We start from the raw sequence: 17,022 nt of genomic DNA, 5'->3' as shown, positions 1-17,022 counted from the left end.
CTCGTATTAGACATACGATAACTAAAAATGTGAAGAGGGAAATAAGTATGTCGACATTAACTCCATTTTTCAGACCAAAATCTGTAGCAGTCATCGGTGCCTCGAATCGCCCACTTCGTGCTGGAAATGTCGTCATGAACAACCTTTTACAGTCGAAATTTGATGGTGCTATTATGCCGGTCACACCGAGATATAAGGCGGTTTGTGGCGTTCTAGCCTACCCCGATGTAAATGCTCTCCCATTGGTTCCCGACGTCGCGATTTTATGTACCAATGCTTCACACAATATTGAGGTATTCGAACAACTGGCACAATGCAGAGTTCCCGTTGCCATTATCTTGTCGTCCGATATGAATAAAGAAAGTGAAAAAGGAAAGTCAATCCAGCAACAATGTGAAGAAATCGCAGCAAGAGCGGGGATTAAAATCCTAGGACCAAATAGTTTAGGCGTGTTGCTACCATGGCAAAATTTCAACGCATCATTTTCTCCTATATCTGCGTTACGGGGGAATATAGCGTTCATTTCTCAATCAGCAGCGGTCTGTACAACCATTTTAGACTGGGCTTATGAAAAGCAAATTGGGTTCTCGGCTTTCATCTCATTAGGAAATGCCTCAGATATAGATTTCGCCGACTTGTTAGATTTTCTTTCGACCGACACCCATACCGACTCCATCCTTCTCTATATCGATTCAATACGTGATGCGCGGCGTTTTATTTCTGCATCTCGTGCTGCATCACGCAATAAACGAATTCTCGTCTTAAAAGGCGGTAGAACTCTTGAAGGATCTGCAGCCGCTTATGCACACACCGGTGGTATAGAATCTCTGGATATCATTTACGATTCGGTAATTCGTCGTAGTGGAATGCTTCGAGTCCAAAATACTCATGAATTGTTTGCCGCGGTAGAGACTCTAACTCATTCGGTGCCACTTCGCGGTGAACGCTTAGCCATCATTACCAACGGTGGCGGACCAGCAATCATGGCTGTTGACACCTTGTTAGATCGAGGTGGGAAACTGGCACAATTGGATGATGACATACGTGATAAACTTAGTGCCATATTACCTTCAAGTTGGTCACACAGTAACCCAATTGATCTCGTTGGTGACGCAGATGACCAACGCTATGTGCAAGTTTTGAACCTACTGTTAGATTCCGATATCGCTGATGCTATCTTGGTCATGCATTGCCCTTCTGCTGTTGCACAATCTGATCAAACCGCTCAAGCAATTATTGACACCCTTCAAGCGCATCCAAAGTCGCGACAATTTAACGTATTAACTAATTGGGCAGGTGAGACGACGACCAAAAATGCGCGTGCTTTATTCAATAAAGCTAAGATTCCGACCTACCGTACTGCCGAAAGTGCTGTAATTGCATTAATGCACATGGTTGAGTACAAGCGAAACCAAAAGCAACTAATACAAACACCAACATCTGAGTCATCAATTCCAGAGATCAAACTCAAGCAAGCGAGAACCTGGATCCAACATTCACTTGATCGGAACGCTCATCATCTCGATACACACCAAATTGGTGAACTACTCTCGTTATTTAACTTTAATGTTCTAGCAACATGGTTAGCTGCCGATCATATTGAAGCGGGGAATGTGGCTGATAAAATTGGATATCCAGTTGCGGTTAAATTGCGGTCACCAGACATTGCTCATAAGTCAGATGTACATGGTGTTGTGCTTAACTTACACAACCGAAGTGAAGTCGAGGATGCGGCTGTATCCATCATTAACCGTGTTAAACAGAATTATCCTGACGCAAGAATTGAAAGCCTTGTCGTACAAGCGATGGCACAATTAGCAGGCGGAGAAGAATTGCGCTTAAAAGTTAAAAATGATCAGGTTTTCGGGCCTGTAATATTAATTGGGCAAGGTGGTTCTGAATGGAACATTGCACTCGATGCGGAAGCGTCGTTACCGCCACTCAATAATGCGCTAGCCCGTTACGTGATAACTAAAGCGATTAGAAATGGAAAGCTCCGTCTTAAGCAACTACCGGGTACTATCGATATCGATGCATTAGCCGGCTTAATGGTCAAGGTTTCCCAAATGATCATCGAATGCCCAGAAATTCATGAAATCGATTTTCATCCATTACTGGCGAACAACAATAAGTTTACCGTGTTGGATGCTGACATAACATTGAGAGCCTACAGTGGTCCGCGCCAAAAACGACTAGCGATTCGCCCCTATCCTTCTGAATTAGAGAGCAAGGCTCAACTAAAAGATGGACGAACAATCTTATTGCGCCCCATTCTTCCAGAAGATGAACCGCTGCACGCCGATTTTATTAAGCATGTATCGAAAGAAGATCTTTACCGCCGTTTTTTTACGGAAGTGGGCGAATTTAATCATGAGGCTCTGGCGAATTTAACCCAGATAGATTTTGATCGTGAAATGGCATTTGTTGCTGTGATGAGTGTAAACCATCAAGACACAATTATAGGTGTATCAAGAGCGTTGGTTTCTCCAGACAATCAAGACTCCGAGTTTGCAATTTTAGTTCGTTCAGATATGAAGGGAATGGGACTTGGATATCTACTTATGGATAAAATTATCGAGTACTGCAAAGTTAAACAAACCAAACGAATGTCAGGTATGACAATGCCAACAAATCGAGGAATGTTACAACTAGCACAAAAAATGGGGTTTTCCATTGATGTTCAATTTGAAGATGGTACCGCTGATATGAGTATGGAGCTAAACTAGGTCATATAAAAAGCCTCTTCAAATAATAGATCTTGATTTACTATTTGGAGAGGCTTAATTCATTACGACTCAATTTTATAAAGAATGGAGACCGAAATATTAACGTTCCTGACGCAGCATCCAAAATGCAGCGGCTAGGAAAAAGAGGATTAACGCTAGTGCCATTATTTGTCCTTTACTCATTTAGTGACGTTCAAGTTTATAGATCAGTCTTCACCAACCATCCAGCGCGGCAATAATGCACTAACACAGGTCATAGTACAACCAAAGTGGCGATTAATTCGTCTAAATAGCGATCATGATCGATTGGCACTATTTTTCGACGATTTAGTTGGCCTCTTTGATTGGCAATTTTGAGATAAACAAGTAATTTACACTACAAGTGCGTCATTTAACGGTATATGATGCTGATAACAATTTTCTTCACAACCTAGCCACTGGTGTGATAGTGGGATAATGTGATGATGTTGAATAAACCATTTACTTAACGATTTGACTGGGAAGTCCATAACGTCACCGATACGCCACTGTTCAACCAATGAATATGGATATGTAAATTGCTCTGGTGTGCAAAACTGTTCTAAGTGGGATGAGTTAAATAACCAACTCACTAACGAATCGTTATTGTTATCAATTAGGTCTATTGAATCTAAAATGACATCGACGTCGTGACCACCCTCGATATGATCACGAATACTAACCACTTCAACGTCAATATTATCCGTTGCTAATATGGCGATAATCGCATCAACGTAGTAATGAAAATAAGGGTGTCTTTCACAGTAAGCCAAGGTAATTGTGTTGTTCGATTTCGGTCGTACCACATCCGATGTTTGGTTCGTATGATACCATCCAGACTTCATTCCATAAGCGGGTAATAAGTGGTAATTAACCATTAAGGATACGGAAATCTCTCGGAAAATAGCAGACGAATTTAACTTCGTAGCTAAATAGCGCGCCCAATCGTTATCTTGAGCTACCCCCGAACGTTGATTTACCATTAGATAGCTGCATCCAAAGTCTAAATAAGCTTCTTCATTTTTATACTCCCTCTTACGACGTGGGCAATCGAACGAAGGGTAAGTCAACGCGAATGGCGCATTGGTAAGTATTTGTATTTCAAGTTTCTCGATTAGAGGACGTTGGCCAAAATAGGTATCATGAATAACGAGATCCAACTTATCGTCGTCATATTTTTCAAGCTTAAACGGGCCTGTACCAATCAACTGTGATGTGGTGACTTTTGACTCATCGATCGTTTCGTGTCGCAACAACCGAATTTTTGCCCAAGTTTCTGCCAATGTTCTATCTAGATGAATATCTGGTGATGTCAGCAATATATCTACAATATTATCAGAAACTACAATGACATCGTCGATATGACTGTAAAACGAAAAACGACGTAAATCTAATATACAGAGAGCAACATGAGAACTGTCTAAGCGTTGACCGTTGTGAAAGTACACCCCTGTACGTAAATAGAAACGCCAATGTGTATTTGAAATTGCTTCCCACTTATATGCCAGATCTGCTTTAACACCCAAATTTACGTCATATTTTACCAATCCATTAAATACTTGCCCTATCAGTTGTTGTTCCATTCGAGATCGCGCTTTGATAGGGTCGAGCGTTGCTACAGGTTTGAAATAGGGGAAACGTGCAATTGGTAGTTCGTCATCAATATGAACACCAAAATAATCAAGTAAAACTTGATCCAGCTCTGACGGATCAGACTTTAAAACGGCTAATGCTGAAGCATAGTTGCCATCTTCTAAATAGCGTCGAGCAAGATGATGACTTATTTCATCTCGACTTTGCTTGAAAACTAACTGTGATGATTTACCGCGGCCTGCAGACGGGTGCCATTCTATCCACCCCTGCTCTTCAAGTTTATTCAAAACCATCCTAGCGTTACGGCGGGTACAAGAAAAAATGTCAGTAATTTCTTCTATTTGAACATTCACATCAACTCCGTGAAAGTGTTCAAACAAGGTTTCAAATTGGACTCGTAAACGCTGACTACTCATAAAGAGGAAAAGTTCTCATGTACTGATTAACGAATATTTCCTCATTTTAAACACATCCACAGATATTGTGTAGTTTTATAAAATAATCCTAAATTTACGTGCTATTTAATTCGCTGTTTCATGATGGCGACTGTGAGTCGACTGGTACAAACTAAACGATCACGCTCATCTGAAATTGCTATTTGCCAAACTTGCGTTGTCGCACCTAAATGCACTGGCGAAGCAACACCAGTAACGTACCCTTCTCGAACAGCACGTATATGATTGGCATTAATATCCAAACCGACACCGTAATATTGCTCTGAAACACAAAAGTTTGCCGCAACAGACCCCAGCGTTTCAGCAAGAACAACCGATGCCCCGCCGTGCAACAAACCAAATGGCTGATGTGTAAAAGAACAAACTGGCATGGTTGCAGTAAGACTGTTCTCACTATACTCGCTATATACGATTCCAAGGTGATCTATAAGCGTATTCACTGAAGTAGCGTTCAAGGTTTCGAGATCGATATTTTTTTTCCAAATTTTCATATTAGTGACACTCATAGCAATAAGAAATATTATTAGTAACAAAGAACGTTTTTAGAAATATAGTAGAATTAGACATTACATTAATTGATTCGATTCCAGCAGGCAAAGCATTGTTTGTTTTTAACCTTCAAAGGAACATTTAGATGAATTGGAAAACTCGGACACTCTCGATCCTACTGGCATCCGTGTTAGTAGGATGTAGCGCCTCACCTACTGGAAGAAATCAGATACTTTTATTTTCCGATAGCCAGATGAACACGCTCGGCGCGCAGTCATTTGAGGAGATGAAAAAGTCTCAAGCCGTAAATAACGATCCGCGTATAAATAAATATGTCCAATGTGTTTCGGATGCAGTAACACAAAATGTAACCAAAACTGGCTTCAGCGAATGGGAAATCGTTGTTTTTGATAGCGATCAAATTAACGCCTTTGCGTTACCGGGCGGCAAAATTGGTGTCTATACAGGGTTATTGAAAACAGCAAAAACGGCCGACCAGCTTGCAACTGTGATTGGGCACGAAATTGCACACGTTATCGCCTCTCACGGCAACGAACGTATGTCTCAAACCTCACTGGCATCAACCGGACTTCAAATCAGTTCACTTGTCATCGGTACAAGTCAATATTCTCAATATCATAATGTCGCGATGGCAGCACTAGGCGTTGGTGTTCAAGTCGGAGTTGTCTTACCTTACGGACGCAGTCAAGAGTCTGAAGCCGATATTATAGGACTAGAGCTTATGACAAAATCAGGATTCGATCCTAATGCCAGTGTTCAGCTTTGGAAAAACATGAGCGCGGCATCGAATGGTCAACAGCAGCCCGAGCTTCTTTCGACGCACCCATCACATTCGACTCGAATTAATGATCTCAATGATAAGATAAAAACCTTACCGGCCAGTCAAGTGACAAAGCCAAACTGTGGCACAATTCAAATATAAGATTACCTTATCAAAACCCTTTAATTTCTGGGCGTATAGTGGATAATACGCCCTTAAATTAACTCTTAAGGTCAAATGTTATATGTCTACTGAAGCTACTCTACTTGAACGCTGCCAATCCACTTGCGAACTCTGTTCTGCTGATTCGTCATTAACGCCTTTTGTTGTCACTCCTCACTCTTCGGTTACTGTCGATCACGCGGTGATGATTTGTCAAACCTGTCGCGACCAAATTGAAGAGACTACACCGGTTGACGCAAACCACTGGCGCTGCCTGAATGACAGCATGTGGAGTCAAGTGCCGCCAGTTCAGGTTATGGCATGGCGTCAACTTAAGCTTCTTTCACAAAGCGAAGCTTGGGCGACCGATTTGCTCGACATGATGTACATGGAAGAAGATGTGGCGAAATGGGCTGAAATCGGCATGGACGATGATGAAGAAAAACCACGTGATGTAAACGGCGTTGAACTTAAAAAAGGTGACGACGTAACAGTTATAAAAGACCTTCCGGTCAAAGGTTCTTCTCAAGTTATCAAACAAGGCACTGTCGTTCGTGGCATTAGTCTCAGCGATGATCCAAAACTTATTTCTGGCAAAGCTAACGGACAATCAATGTACTTAATTGCTGAATATTGCCGTAAGAAATAAGAAATAAAAAATCGAAATCAATTAGGGAGCCTTATAATGGCTCCCTTCTCTTTTGGTGAGTAAGTTATTCTTTTGAAATATAGTTTATTTTTGTGAAAGAATCTCATCAAATAATACTACTCGATTTCGTCCTGTGCGCTTCGCTTGGTACAAGGCTTTATCCGCTTCTTCGATCAATGCCGCTTCGCTCTTAACGACTTTTTTATCCTGTGATACTGCTATTCCCATACTGACCGTGACACTAAAATTGTCTTTGGAACCCACAAAACTGAGATGAGATATCTGATGACGAATACGCTCTGCCACGATAAAAGCACCTGAACGGTCCGCTTCAGGAATAATAATTAAAAACTCTTCTCCACCATAACGCCCAAAGCAGTCAGAATCGCGTAAACACTCCGTTACTGTTTGAGCGACTTTCTTAAGAACTATATCGCCGGTTTGGTGACCGTGAATATCATTGACCGCTTTAAAATAGTCTAGATCGAGCATAATAACGGAAACGGGAGAATGACTTCTTGCTGTGGCACGGAGTATCTTGGTGAGAAACTCCATAACAACACCACGATGATATACTTCGGTTAGTGAGTCATAGCACGATTGTAATTTGACTTGTTCCAATGCTGTATTGAGTTGTTCATTCAAGTTCTTTACTGTTTCGTACATATGCCCTTTACACACTAGCAGTGCAATACTTCTCGAAACGGCAACGAAAAACTCTTGGTGTACATTCTTGTAAGTATTAGGAGTTCGACTCGAGAAAAACAAGAAGCCAACCAAATTAGAATCTACATTTAGAGGGCATGTTAAGCTGGATTGGACCCCTTCATTTAACATCATTTTGGTCATGACTGAATTCGGGTTTTCTAGCCCATACAATGCTAAGTCATTAATGATACGGGGTTGCTTTTGGTTTGCTAATTCTCCCAGACTTGTTTCTTCAATAGGAACCGAAAAGCTATCACTTGCCTTAAATGAAGGTTCGTACTTAGTTCGGACCCAATATTGGCTCAGGCTAGTCCCATCTTTTGATACCAGCGAGCAACCAATGCGGTCAAAAGGAATGATCGTTTTGAAATTATCAAATGTCAGGGTCAACACTTCATCCAACGTCATACCGCCAATAATTTCTGCGAGAGTATTGTTTATTAACCTCGACTGATCGAGTTCTTTTTTAACCCACCGAGCCAAATTCGCTAATTCGGCTTCAAAATTACGTTGTTCTTGGGTGTGTTCGTTAGAATTGTCTGGCTCATATTGAAATTCGCCACTCATTATTTCTGTTAGTACGTGTTGGTATTTTTTAAAGTTAACTTGATCCATAACCAAAGAGCTCATTCTATTAATAGACGCCACAACTCTTTAAACTATATGTTATGAATGATCACTCTGCTAAATTTATATCGGTGTTTATACATAAACGTGATCTTAATTAATCACGATATCGGCTAATGGATAAAAGAAAGCTAATAATGTCCAAACCATTATCCATCCAATAACAACAAATAGATCAATCCAGTCTCGGTTTAATATACGATTCATAATTTAAAGTACCTCACAGCTTGTCACATATTTTATTATGCAAAGTACATACCAATATAAAGACGTTAGGATTAATTCTATTTGCACACAGAATAATTAGATATTTTTAACCAACTTATAAATGCATCGGCCATACTAACGTTCGAAATAAAATTCGGCTTTGCTGTATTATGAATCGCTTGATAACCTTCTTTCCCGCTCATTGTATAAAGCGAGGAACTACCATAGTAATACTCTGTTTCTATTACTTTTTCCCATTTATTATTTCTATTGCATTCTAAATTTATGATGCGTTCATTTATCGGATTTTCCTTGATATAGTCGAAACGAAGTCCATCGCAATATGGATAACTCCCTTCCCCCGTACCAGTTACACTATTATTAAGCGCATTATTAATTGCACCTTCCAATATCTGAGCCAATATTTTACCGCTTACCTGATATCGGCCAATTGGGATGGTATATGGCAATAACTTACCGCTTATATCAGCACAAGTAATATCTCCACTTTCGATTGAACAGCGAACACCTCCAGAGTTATGGATTGCGAAGTCTGTCGCCATGCCCAATTCGTTCAAAGTATGGCGAAACGATTTCGCGACCAATGGCGCTATTTCGCTGTCACCTTGTTGGTCGGGGACTCGTACATGACGCATTTTTTTTGGAAAATACGCGATTCTCTTAGCTTCCAACTCACGAATTTGATTCGTATACTTTGCCAAAAGGTGTTGGTGTATATCGTCATCTTTCTTTGTATAACAAACACCAGGAAGGTTTACTAACGTCTCTTGGGTCGGAGTATTTAAATTGCATTCACCAACCAATAATTCATTTTTGCCATTGAAATTAGCTATTGAACCATCGGCATTAAAGTCAATATGACAATGCCCTAAACCAATCGAGTTACACCCGCTTTGAACGATTCGCGTTCCATTAATTTCAATACCATAATCGTCATGATACGGCAGCCCTAGCCATTGAAAATCACCTTGAAGTACATGATTATGTCCTCCGATAATCAAACTGATTCCATTACATTGTTTCGCCAGCTTTTTATCACCTTCATAGCCTAAATGGCTCAACACAATAATTTTGTTAATGCCTTTTCGTTGTATTTCATCAATGGTATTTTGAGCTGTAATATAAGCATCGACAAAGGGAGTATCGGAATCAGGATTGGAAATATCGCCCATTAAATTATGACTAAGACCAAATATTGCTATTTTCTCTCCATCGCAAAAGATGGTCATATAATTGGCACATTGTAATACTGGGCAATAACTCAAGACTTTTGGATTGTTAGATAAACGTACTGGCTTATTGTTATCTTCTGCTGTTAGATCCCAGTTACCCGCTAATAATTTAAAATCAATATTGTTAGCAAATTCAGCTAATACGCTATTGCCCAAATCTAATTCGTGATTTCCCACCACCATAGCGTCAATGTTGAGGCGATTAAGTAAGTCAGCATTAGCTCGCCCTCGAAACAGAGAAAAATACAGAGTCCCCTGAAAACAATCGCCTGCGTGAAGAAATAAAAACTGGCGCTTGGCTAAAGCCGCGGTTTCTTTTAATTGATCAACTCTAGTTTTGATTCGCGCATACCCACCAATACTTAACTGTGGTGGTTGAGCCTTCACTATTTCGTCAGATACGAGTGCTTCATAAGTAACCTGGGTTGGTTCAAAATAAGAGTGAGTATCATTGATATGGGCGATAGTAATGCTGCATGGGGAATGAGGTGTCATAAGATCAAATCTGTTTTACCTTAAAAATATAATAGTAGGTCATTTTATTGTTACTTGCCTAACCAATAACTGGAGCAAGACTGCATACATATTGATATATCAACGCCTGTCACTTTCTATGTCTAACATGCTGGATAATCGGAATTTTTTGCTTATAGTGAGGGTATATCAACTTTTAACAATCGTCACTGTATTATCGTCACTAACGACTATGAATATCTTTTAGTACAAAGGATGAGAATATGCAACTTGAACATATAGAGATCGCAGGTTTTCGCGGAATTCGTCGTTTATCGTTAGATTTCGAGCAATTAACGACTTTAATTGGTGAGAATACTTGGGGTAAATCTTCATTGTTAGAAGCACTTAATATTGCCCTGCCGTCGAACTCAACACTTTACCAATTTACAGTTCAAGATTTCCATGTTGATTATGCTATTGCACTTCCACAGACCCAGCACCTTCAGATAATTCTTCGATTTTCATCAACAAGTCAGAAAGAACGTAATTCTGGGCGATATAGAAAACTCAAACCTCTTTGGCAAAATAATGCGAAAAGAGAAGAAGCTAGCCTTATTTATCGAGTGAGTGCGTCAAGAGATGACTTTAATGTGACCACTAACTACGGTTTTCTGGATTCTAGTGGGCAGCCCCTTAACTTTCATTCTATAGAAAAATTCGCTCTAGAATTATGCTCACTTCATCCTGTCATTCACCTTAAAGATTCACGTCGTTTTGAACGTACGTTTGATAGCAACTACACCAATCGTAAGAATGCAAAAATTGAACGACGTATAAACAATACATACCGTCGACTCTTAGCTACGCCTGGGCATGTAAATAAAGGTGAGATACGCAGTAGCATCAACTCGATGACGTCATTAGTTGAGCACTACTTTTCACACAAAGATCATATCCGACGTAATCCGCGATATGAACGGGCAAACTTGGGCTCTAGCGGCTCGACGACACAAACCTCATTTGCTCAATTTTTAGCGAAGCCGCACAGTAAACAGACAAAAATGCTATTTATGGGTTTACTTAATGCCTATCTACAGGCGATGGGGCCAAATGAATTAAGACGCACAGCTAGACCTATCCTAATTTTAGAAGATCCAGAAGGCAGGCTACATCCAACCCATTTAGCGAGAGCATGGAATCTTATCCAGATGCTACCGATGCAGAAAATCCTCACCACTAATAGTGGTGATTTACTGGCTTCAGTACCTATTTATTCGATTCGTCGTTTGATTCGAAATTCAGACCGTACCAACGCGCTATCATTATCCACAAACGCTCTTTCACACGACGAATTACGCCGTGTAAGCTTTCATGTACGCTTTCATCGGCCAAGTGCCCTATTTGCACGTTGTTGGTTGCTTGTTGAAGGTGAAACAGAAGTTTGGCTGTTCAACGAGCTTTCTCGCCAATGTGGTTATAACCTTGCTGCCGAGGGAGTACAAATTATCGAGTTTGCTCAGTCGGGTCTTAAGTCACTAATCAAAGTCGCGAAAACCTTTGGCATTGATTGGCATGTCGTTACCGATGGTGACCCCGCTGGTAAAAAATATTCTGCAACAGCCCGAAGTCAACTCGGTATTGAACAAGAACGTCACCGACTTACAGAGCTACCCGACAGAGATATTGAGCACTATTTATATAACCACGGCTATGAAGAATTTTTTAAGTCAATCATTCGAATTCCTCTTGACCACCCTATCCCCCCCAAAAAAGTCGTAGCGAAAGTGTTAAAAAAATTCGCTAAACCTGATCTCGCATTGGCAATAACAAAATACAGCGAAGAGCAAGGTGTAACTAAAATACCTATTTTATTACGTTGGACTATCAAAAGGGTCATCATGCTTGCTCATGGCAACACTTAACATAATTGTTAGGTTTATCAACAACCAACCAAATACCCGGTCATATTTGATGTTACTTACCACGTCGACACGTTACGCACATAAGCTCATAGTAAATGTTGTTAAATTACAGTAATATTAATTAACTGATCAAGATCAATCATATATCGTCTTAAGCACGTTAAACTCGCCACTTATTGACGTTTTCTTTCTGTCAGCTAAATTTGTGCTCTTTGCGGCGAAATGTTGGGTGTTATTCAAGATATTTTTCCGTAATGTGAGCAATAGACAAACAGAATTATTAACTTTTTTATAACGAGGAACCTATGCCAGGTAAGTTAAATCAAGGGCAATCAGATATTGAGACTAAAAGCTATCAAGAGCTTCACCGTCCTTCATCTGAATTTGAAACCCGCGCTGACTATCTAAACAACGAACTTCAAATAATGAAGCCACGCCGTTACGGGCTGAACCTTCCTGGACGTGACTTTCGTTTTGAACTGGAAGATTTAGTTCCAGCCGTTGCGGGTACGATTGGTATTATCGCAATGTATTCGGCTGTCTCGATGTCTTGGGCTGAAGGGCTAACTCAAGCATGGGATCATGTTCAACTTGGTAAAGAGTTTGCAATCGAAGTCGCTCGAGTTGAAATGTTAATTCCAGCGCTTTTATTCTGTGTTCTCGCATCTGGTTTTATTAACCCAAGAGCAAACTTAGCGGGTAACCATGGCCCGATGATTCCACTTATCGGTTCGATTGCTCTTGCTGGCGCTCACCCACTCGCGCTCGCGATACTTCTTGGGGTATTTGGTTTAATCCTTAGTTATTTTAAAGGAGGATCCAAGTTAGTTAACCTCACCTCCGAAGGAACCGCCGGTGGTTTGTTAATCTATCTCGGTTTTACCGGCACCATCAGTCAAATAACGTCTATCCAAAACTGGGCTATGGGCCTAGAAAGCGCAGATGTCGTTGCTGGTAGCATGGGCTATATCGGACTTATCGTCTTGGTTACCAATATTGCACTTTACGCGTATTTGGCGAAAATCAACATGCGTTGGTTAGCAATACCAATCTGTGCCATGGTTGGACTTGCGATTGCATTGGTTTGCGGTGCAAGTTTCGATCTAGTGATTGAAACTCAAACCGGCCTACCTCACCTAAGCCCAGTTTACTGGTGGGGAAGCACTGAACAAGGTTGGATGCTTGGCTTACCAAACCTATCTCATATGATTGCATCGATCCCATTTGCAATTCTTGCTGTTGCAATGTGGTCTCCAGATTTCCTTGGTCACCGTATTTTCCAAGAACTGAACTACCCTAAAAAGACTGAAAAAGTGCTTATGGATGTTGATGACACCATGACCATGTGTTCAATCCGTCAAATGGTAGGTACGTCTCTTGGTGGTTGTAACATAACCTCATCTTGGGGTACTTACATGATTCCTGCGGCAATCGCTAAGCGTCCAATTCCAGGCGGAGCCATCATTCTTGGTGTGCTTGTAATCGCAATCGCGATCCTAGGCTTCCCAATGGATGTTGCTGTATGGCCTCCAGTAATGCGTATTGCACTTTTAGTTGGTGTATTCCTTCCTCTACTTGAAGCAGGTATGCAGATGATTAAGTCATCAACATCGTCTCAAGCAGCAGGTATCTGTATCTTTGGTAGTGCGGTAGTTAATCCAGTACTTGCTTGGGCAATCACTATGTTCCTTGATAACAACGGACTAATTGGTGATAAATCTCGTGCTGAGCGTCTATCTTTCGTTGATAAAGTCATTATCCCTGGTGGTGTATTAGTGATTTGTCTATTAGCGATGCTTGCCGTTGGTATGCTAGAGGCTGATTACGGTCTCAAAGCCTGGCTATAAGATTTAAACCAGACACGAACTAGAATCTGTTTATTATCACGTTAAGCCATGTGGACTTTGTTCACATGGTTTTTTTATACCCTCAAAATACCTTGATACGACTTTTATGCGTAATACATTTCAATACGGTATACTCTTACCACTGCGAAAAATTGAAACACGAATTTATATTGAGAACTGAATGATTAAACTCATCTTTAAGTTACTAATCTTAATTGCCGCATTTAGCCACTTATCCTATGCGGATGAGCAAACTGTTAAAGAAACCACAGATGTCGCAAAGTCCACTCATAAGCATTTCGTTTATGAAGTCTCGTATAGTGGTATCAAAATCGGTAAGATCGATCGTGATGAACGACATAATAACAATCGGTATTACCTTAGTTTATCGGCCGACCTCTCCTTTTTATTTTTGAACTTGAGCGGCTTCCAAAACTCAACGGCATTATGGCAAGAAGATAAGCAATGGTTTAAGGCGATAAGTTTAGATCGCAAAACAAAAGGATTTGACACTAAAAGAGTTAAGGCAAAAATCAGCGATGATTCTCTCAGTTCAACAGTAGAGTTCGAAGGTAAGACCTCGTTTTATGAAACCAAAAAAGGTCCAATTACTGAACTCAACGCGATGTTTCTACAAGTTAGAGCTGGTTTAATGAATGGCCAAAAAGCGTTCGACTTCTACATGCAAACCTCTGATGGGATTGACCATCACTTTTTTGAAGTGAAAGATGAAGAGATAATAGAAACCAAATTCGGGGAATTTAAAACCTTTCGTATAGAACAAACTCAAGTTAAAAATCGAGCATTGTCGATTTGGTACGCTCCTGATTTGGATATGCAAATGGTTAAATTCTATTACGAGCGTAAAATTGTTAATCTCACCGGTGAACTTACCAACTATTATTTAAAATAATGAATTTACGAGCAAAGATAAGTCACTATTAAAAACACTAGGGCAAAGGCACCCAACGCGACTGTCGAAGAACGATACATCAATTGATTTGTCGTTCTAATATCTTCAATATCGATGTCGCGACACCCATCTCCAATCCATGGCTTTTCAACCGTTTGACCAAAATACACATTTGGCCCACCTAAACGAACTCCTAATGCTCCAGCGACAGCGCCTTCAGACCATGCACAATTTGGGCTCTTATGGTTATTTCTATCTCTATACCCAACCGTCAAAGCGGCACGGTAATCAAGTTTCATAGAATAGGCAGCTAAGGAAAGAAAGAAATAACTTAAACGTGCGGGAAGCCAGTTTGCGACATCATCAACTTTAGCCGACACAAACCCCATCTGGGCGTATTTATCGTTTTTATACCCTACCATCGAGTCTAGGGTGTTCACCGCTTTATAAGCCATAGCAAGCGGAATGCCACCAATAAATAAATAGAACAGCGGCGCAATGACACCATCTACGGTGTTCTCTGCAACCGTTTCCACTACTGCACGCTGAATCTGCTTCCGATCCAAGTTTGTCGTATCTCTGCCGACGATATACGATAATTTCGTTCGACTCTCCTCCAATGACCCGTATTTCAAAGCTTGATAGACTTCAATCGCTGCGTCATTAAGACTTCGACTCGCCAATACTGTGAGTGCGAGCCAAATTTGAACAACAACGCCAAACCAAATCGTTACCTGATAACTGAATACTATCAAAAGCCAAGTTGCTGACCATGTCAGTCCAACCGTTACAAACCAAAGAACAAACCCACCGATATACAAATGACGCTCGGTGTGGCAACGGCTCCGAATCCAGCGTTCGAGTTTCGATATCAGCGAGCCAATCCAACGAATTGGGTGCGGCCAACTTGGTGGATCGCCAATAAAACGATCTAATAAATACGCAAAAATAATCAGCCCAAGTGTCATCATGTTGCTTACAATAATTCCGGTTACAAAGAAGAACAGGGTATTTTGGTGCGACTCTCGATAAATTACAACGAGATAGTGAGTAAAAAAGTTACCTCATTGTCGTTTTATAACATCATTCTGTTAAACTCAGGCGCGGATTTTTAGATTAATTAGATTGATATGAACCATAGTATGAAAAGTGGCCAACACGGTGGAAATGTACGCGAAAAAGCCGAGCAATATGGCTTCGAGACACAAGATATCGTAGATTTTAGTGCCAACATCAATCCTTTAGGGATGCCCGCTGAATTAAAGCAAGCAATTGTTAATAAACTCGATGACGCTCATTTATATCCAGACATAGATTACGTTAACCTCCACAAAACCATCGCACTTGCGACCCATTGTGCACCAGAACAGGTTCTCGCAGGAAATGGAGCAACGGAACTTATCTATCTTTGGGTAAAACACATTAACCCTCAATGCGCGCTACTCGTAGAGCCGACGTTTGCTGAATACCGACGCGCCTTAACGTTAAATGACGCATCAATAGTAACTTACCAACTTACTTACGATCAAAAATTCATCATTAACGAGTCGATTCTCAATGAATTGCATCAGGGTTTAGACGCGTTAGTCTTGTGTTCACCTAATAATCCAACCGGTGCTTTAATTCCTCAATCCCTATTAACACGCATACTCGAAAAATGTTTATCCTTGAATGTTGCGGTGTTGCTAGACGAATCATTCATCGACTTTTCGCCTGATATGCAATCTGCGATTGGTTGGATAAATGAGTACCCAAACTTAACGGTATTGCAATCGTTAACCAAATTCTATGCGATTCCGGGCATTCGCCTAGGATATATGGTTTCCTCAAACACCGCTTTAATCGAAGCCATTCACTCGCAGCGCGAGCCTTGGAGCATTAACGCTTTTGCAGTGATTGCAGGCGAAACGGTGTTTGATTGTCACGACTACCAACATCGCACCCATCATTGGTTAAAAGATGAATATCGTTATCTTTATAGCCAGCTCACTACATTTAGTCAGTTAGAAGTTTGGCCAAGTACCGCCAACTATCTCTTTTTTCGATGTCACGATGCTTTGCTTGATTTGCAGGACTTACTGATGCAGCACGGTATTCTTATCCGCAGTTGTGCTAACTATCCAGGGCTCGACAACCACTATTACCGCGTCGCGATAAAGTCACATTCAGATAATCAACGCTTAGTGAACGCACTAACTGTGGCGTTAGCCAGCTAG

At 40.8% G+C, this 17,022-nt stretch carries 12 protein-coding genes; 7 read left to right on the top strand and 5 right to left on the bottom strand.

Features of this window, described 5'->3' with window-relative positions; genetic code table 11:
• Positions 1–47: 47 nt before the first annotated feature.
• The gene (locus tag ACXJY6_RS03505; RefSeq protein ID WP_458767405.1) at positions 48–2,726 is read left to right on the top strand and encodes a bifunctional acetate--CoA ligase family protein/GNAT family N-acetyltransferase; all 2,679 of its coding nucleotides are present in this window, start codon (positions 48–50) and stop codon (positions 2,724–2,726) included.
• Positions 2,727–3,097: 371 nt separating this feature from the next.
• On the opposite strand, the gene ACXJY6_RS03500 is transcribed toward ACXJY6_RS03505, so the two are convergent.
• Both ACXJY6_RS03500 and ACXJY6_RS03495 read right to left on the bottom strand, forming a co-directional pair.
• Positions 3,098–4,753 (bottom strand): SgrR family transcriptional regulator, encoded by a 1,656-nt coding sequence (locus ACXJY6_RS03500; protein ID WP_458767404.1) that lies wholly within the window; start codon positions 4,751–4,753, stop codon positions 3,098–3,100.
• Between the two features lie 101 nt (positions 4,754–4,854).
• Entirely contained in the window at positions 4,855–5,283 is a 429-nt protein-coding gene (locus ACXJY6_RS03495; protein ID WP_458767403.1) for a hotdog fold thioesterase, read from the bottom strand.
• Between the two features lie 143 nt (positions 5,284–5,426).
• On the opposite strand from ACXJY6_RS03495, the gene ACXJY6_RS03490 reads away from it, so the two are divergent.
• Both ACXJY6_RS03490 and ACXJY6_RS03485 read left to right on the top strand, forming a co-directional pair.
• The gene (locus ACXJY6_RS03490; RefSeq protein ID WP_458767402.1) at positions 5,427–6,224 is read left to right on the top strand and encodes a M48 family metallopeptidase; all 798 of its coding nucleotides are present in this window, start codon (positions 5,427–5,429) and stop codon (positions 6,222–6,224) included.
• Positions 6,225–6,306: 82 nt separating this feature from the next.
• Entirely contained in the window at positions 6,307–6,873 is a 567-nt protein-coding gene (locus ACXJY6_RS03485; RefSeq protein WP_456050431.1) for a PhnA domain-containing protein, read from the top strand.
• Positions 6,874–6,957: 84 nt separating this feature from the next.
• On the opposite strand, the gene ACXJY6_RS03480 is transcribed toward ACXJY6_RS03485, so the two are convergent.
• The gene (locus ACXJY6_RS03480) at positions 6,958–8,196 is read right to left on the bottom strand and encodes a sensor domain-containing diguanylate cyclase (RefSeq protein ID WP_458767401.1); all 1,239 of its coding nucleotides are present in this window, start codon (positions 8,194–8,196) and stop codon (positions 6,958–6,960) included.
• Between the two features lie 296 nt (positions 8,197–8,492).
• Positions 8,493–10,163 (bottom strand): bifunctional metallophosphatase/5'-nucleotidase, encoded by a 1,671-nt coding sequence (locus ACXJY6_RS03475; protein WP_458767400.1) that lies wholly within the window; start codon positions 10,161–10,163, stop codon positions 8,493–8,495.
• A 242-nt stretch (positions 10,164–10,405) separates the two neighbouring features.
• Between ACXJY6_RS03475 and ACXJY6_RS03470 the strand changes: the two genes are divergently transcribed.
• From ACXJY6_RS03470 to ACXJY6_RS03460, 3 genes are all read left to right on the top strand, one after another.
• A complete protein-coding gene (locus ACXJY6_RS03470) occupies positions 10,406–12,046 on the top strand; it encodes a DUF2813 domain-containing protein (RefSeq protein ID WP_458767399.1) in 1,641 nt (546 codons plus the stop codon).
• A gap of 305 nt (positions 12,047–12,351) precedes the next feature.
• Positions 12,352–13,893: a DUF3360 family protein gene (locus tag ACXJY6_RS03465; protein WP_456050435.1), complete on the top strand. Its 1,542-nt coding sequence runs from the start codon at positions 12,352–12,354 to the stop codon at positions 13,891–13,893.
• Between the two features lie 181 nt (positions 13,894–14,074).
• Positions 14,075–14,806, top strand: a complete 732-nt coding sequence (locus ACXJY6_RS03460) for a DUF3108 domain-containing protein (RefSeq protein ID WP_456050436.1) — start codon at positions 14,075–14,077, stop codon at positions 14,804–14,806.
• Between the two features lie 5 nt (positions 14,807–14,811).
• Here the strand turns inward: ACXJY6_RS03460 and cbiB are convergent, their stop codons facing one another.
• Positions 14,812–15,777, bottom strand: coding sequence for an adenosylcobinamide-phosphate synthase CbiB (gene cbiB, locus ACXJY6_RS03455; protein WP_458767398.1), 966 nt, complete (start codon positions 15,775–15,777; stop codon positions 14,812–14,814).
• Positions 15,778–15,948: 171 nt separating this feature from the next.
• Between cbiB and cobD the strand changes: the two genes are divergently transcribed.
• The gene (gene cobD / locus ACXJY6_RS03450; RefSeq protein WP_458767397.1) at positions 15,949–17,022 is read left to right on the top strand and encodes a threonine-phosphate decarboxylase CobD; all 1,074 of its coding nucleotides are present in this window, start codon (positions 15,949–15,951) and stop codon (positions 17,020–17,022) included.

This window comes from Vibrio phycocola, assembly GCF_054404255.1.
This window is presented reverse-complemented; position numbering and strand designations above follow the sequence as displayed.

What these genes read in the sequence shown, in the direction of transcription:
- ACXJY6_RS03485 (WP_456050431.1), top strand. Translation starts at nt 6,307, where the DNA reads ATGTCTACTGAAGCTACTCTACTTGAACGCTGCCAATCCACTTGCGAA.
- ACXJY6_RS03475 (WP_458767400.1), bottom strand. Translation starts at nt 10,163, where the DNA reads ATGACACCTCATTCCCCATGCAGCATTACTATCGCCCATATCAATGAT.
- ACXJY6_RS03495 (WP_458767403.1), bottom strand. Translation starts at nt 5,283, where the DNA reads ATGAAAATTTGGAAAAAAAATATCGATCTCGAAACCTTGAACGCTACT.
- ACXJY6_RS03470 (WP_458767399.1), top strand. Translation starts at nt 10,406, where the DNA reads ATGCAACTTGAACATATAGAGATCGCAGGTTTTCGCGGAATTCGTCGT.
- ACXJY6_RS03465 (WP_456050435.1), top strand. Translation starts at nt 12,352, where the DNA reads ATGCCAGGTAAGTTAAATCAAGGGCAATCAGATATTGAGACTAAAAGC.
- cbiB (WP_458767398.1), bottom strand. Translation starts at nt 15,777, where the DNA reads ATGATGACACTTGGGCTGATTATTTTTGCGTATTTATTAGATCGTTTT.
- ACXJY6_RS03490 (WP_458767402.1), top strand. Translation starts at nt 5,427, where the DNA reads ATGAATTGGAAAACTCGGACACTCTCGATCCTACTGGCATCCGTGTTA.
- ACXJY6_RS03505 (WP_458767405.1), top strand. Translation starts at nt 48, where the DNA reads ATGTCGACATTAACTCCATTTTTCAGACCAAAATCTGTAGCAGTCATC.
- ACXJY6_RS03500 (WP_458767404.1), bottom strand. Translation starts at nt 4,753, where the DNA reads ATGAGTAGTCAGCGTTTACGAGTCCAATTTGAAACCTTGTTTGAACAC.
- ACXJY6_RS03460 (WP_456050436.1), top strand. Translation starts at nt 14,075, where the DNA reads ATGATTAAACTCATCTTTAAGTTACTAATCTTAATTGCCGCATTTAGC.
- ACXJY6_RS03480 (WP_458767401.1), bottom strand. Translation starts at nt 8,196, where the DNA reads ATGGATCAAGTTAACTTTAAAAAATACCAACACGTACTAACAGAAATA.
- cobD (WP_458767397.1), top strand. Translation starts at nt 15,949, where the DNA reads ATGAAAAGTGGCCAACACGGTGGAAATGTACGCGAAAAAGCCGAGCAA.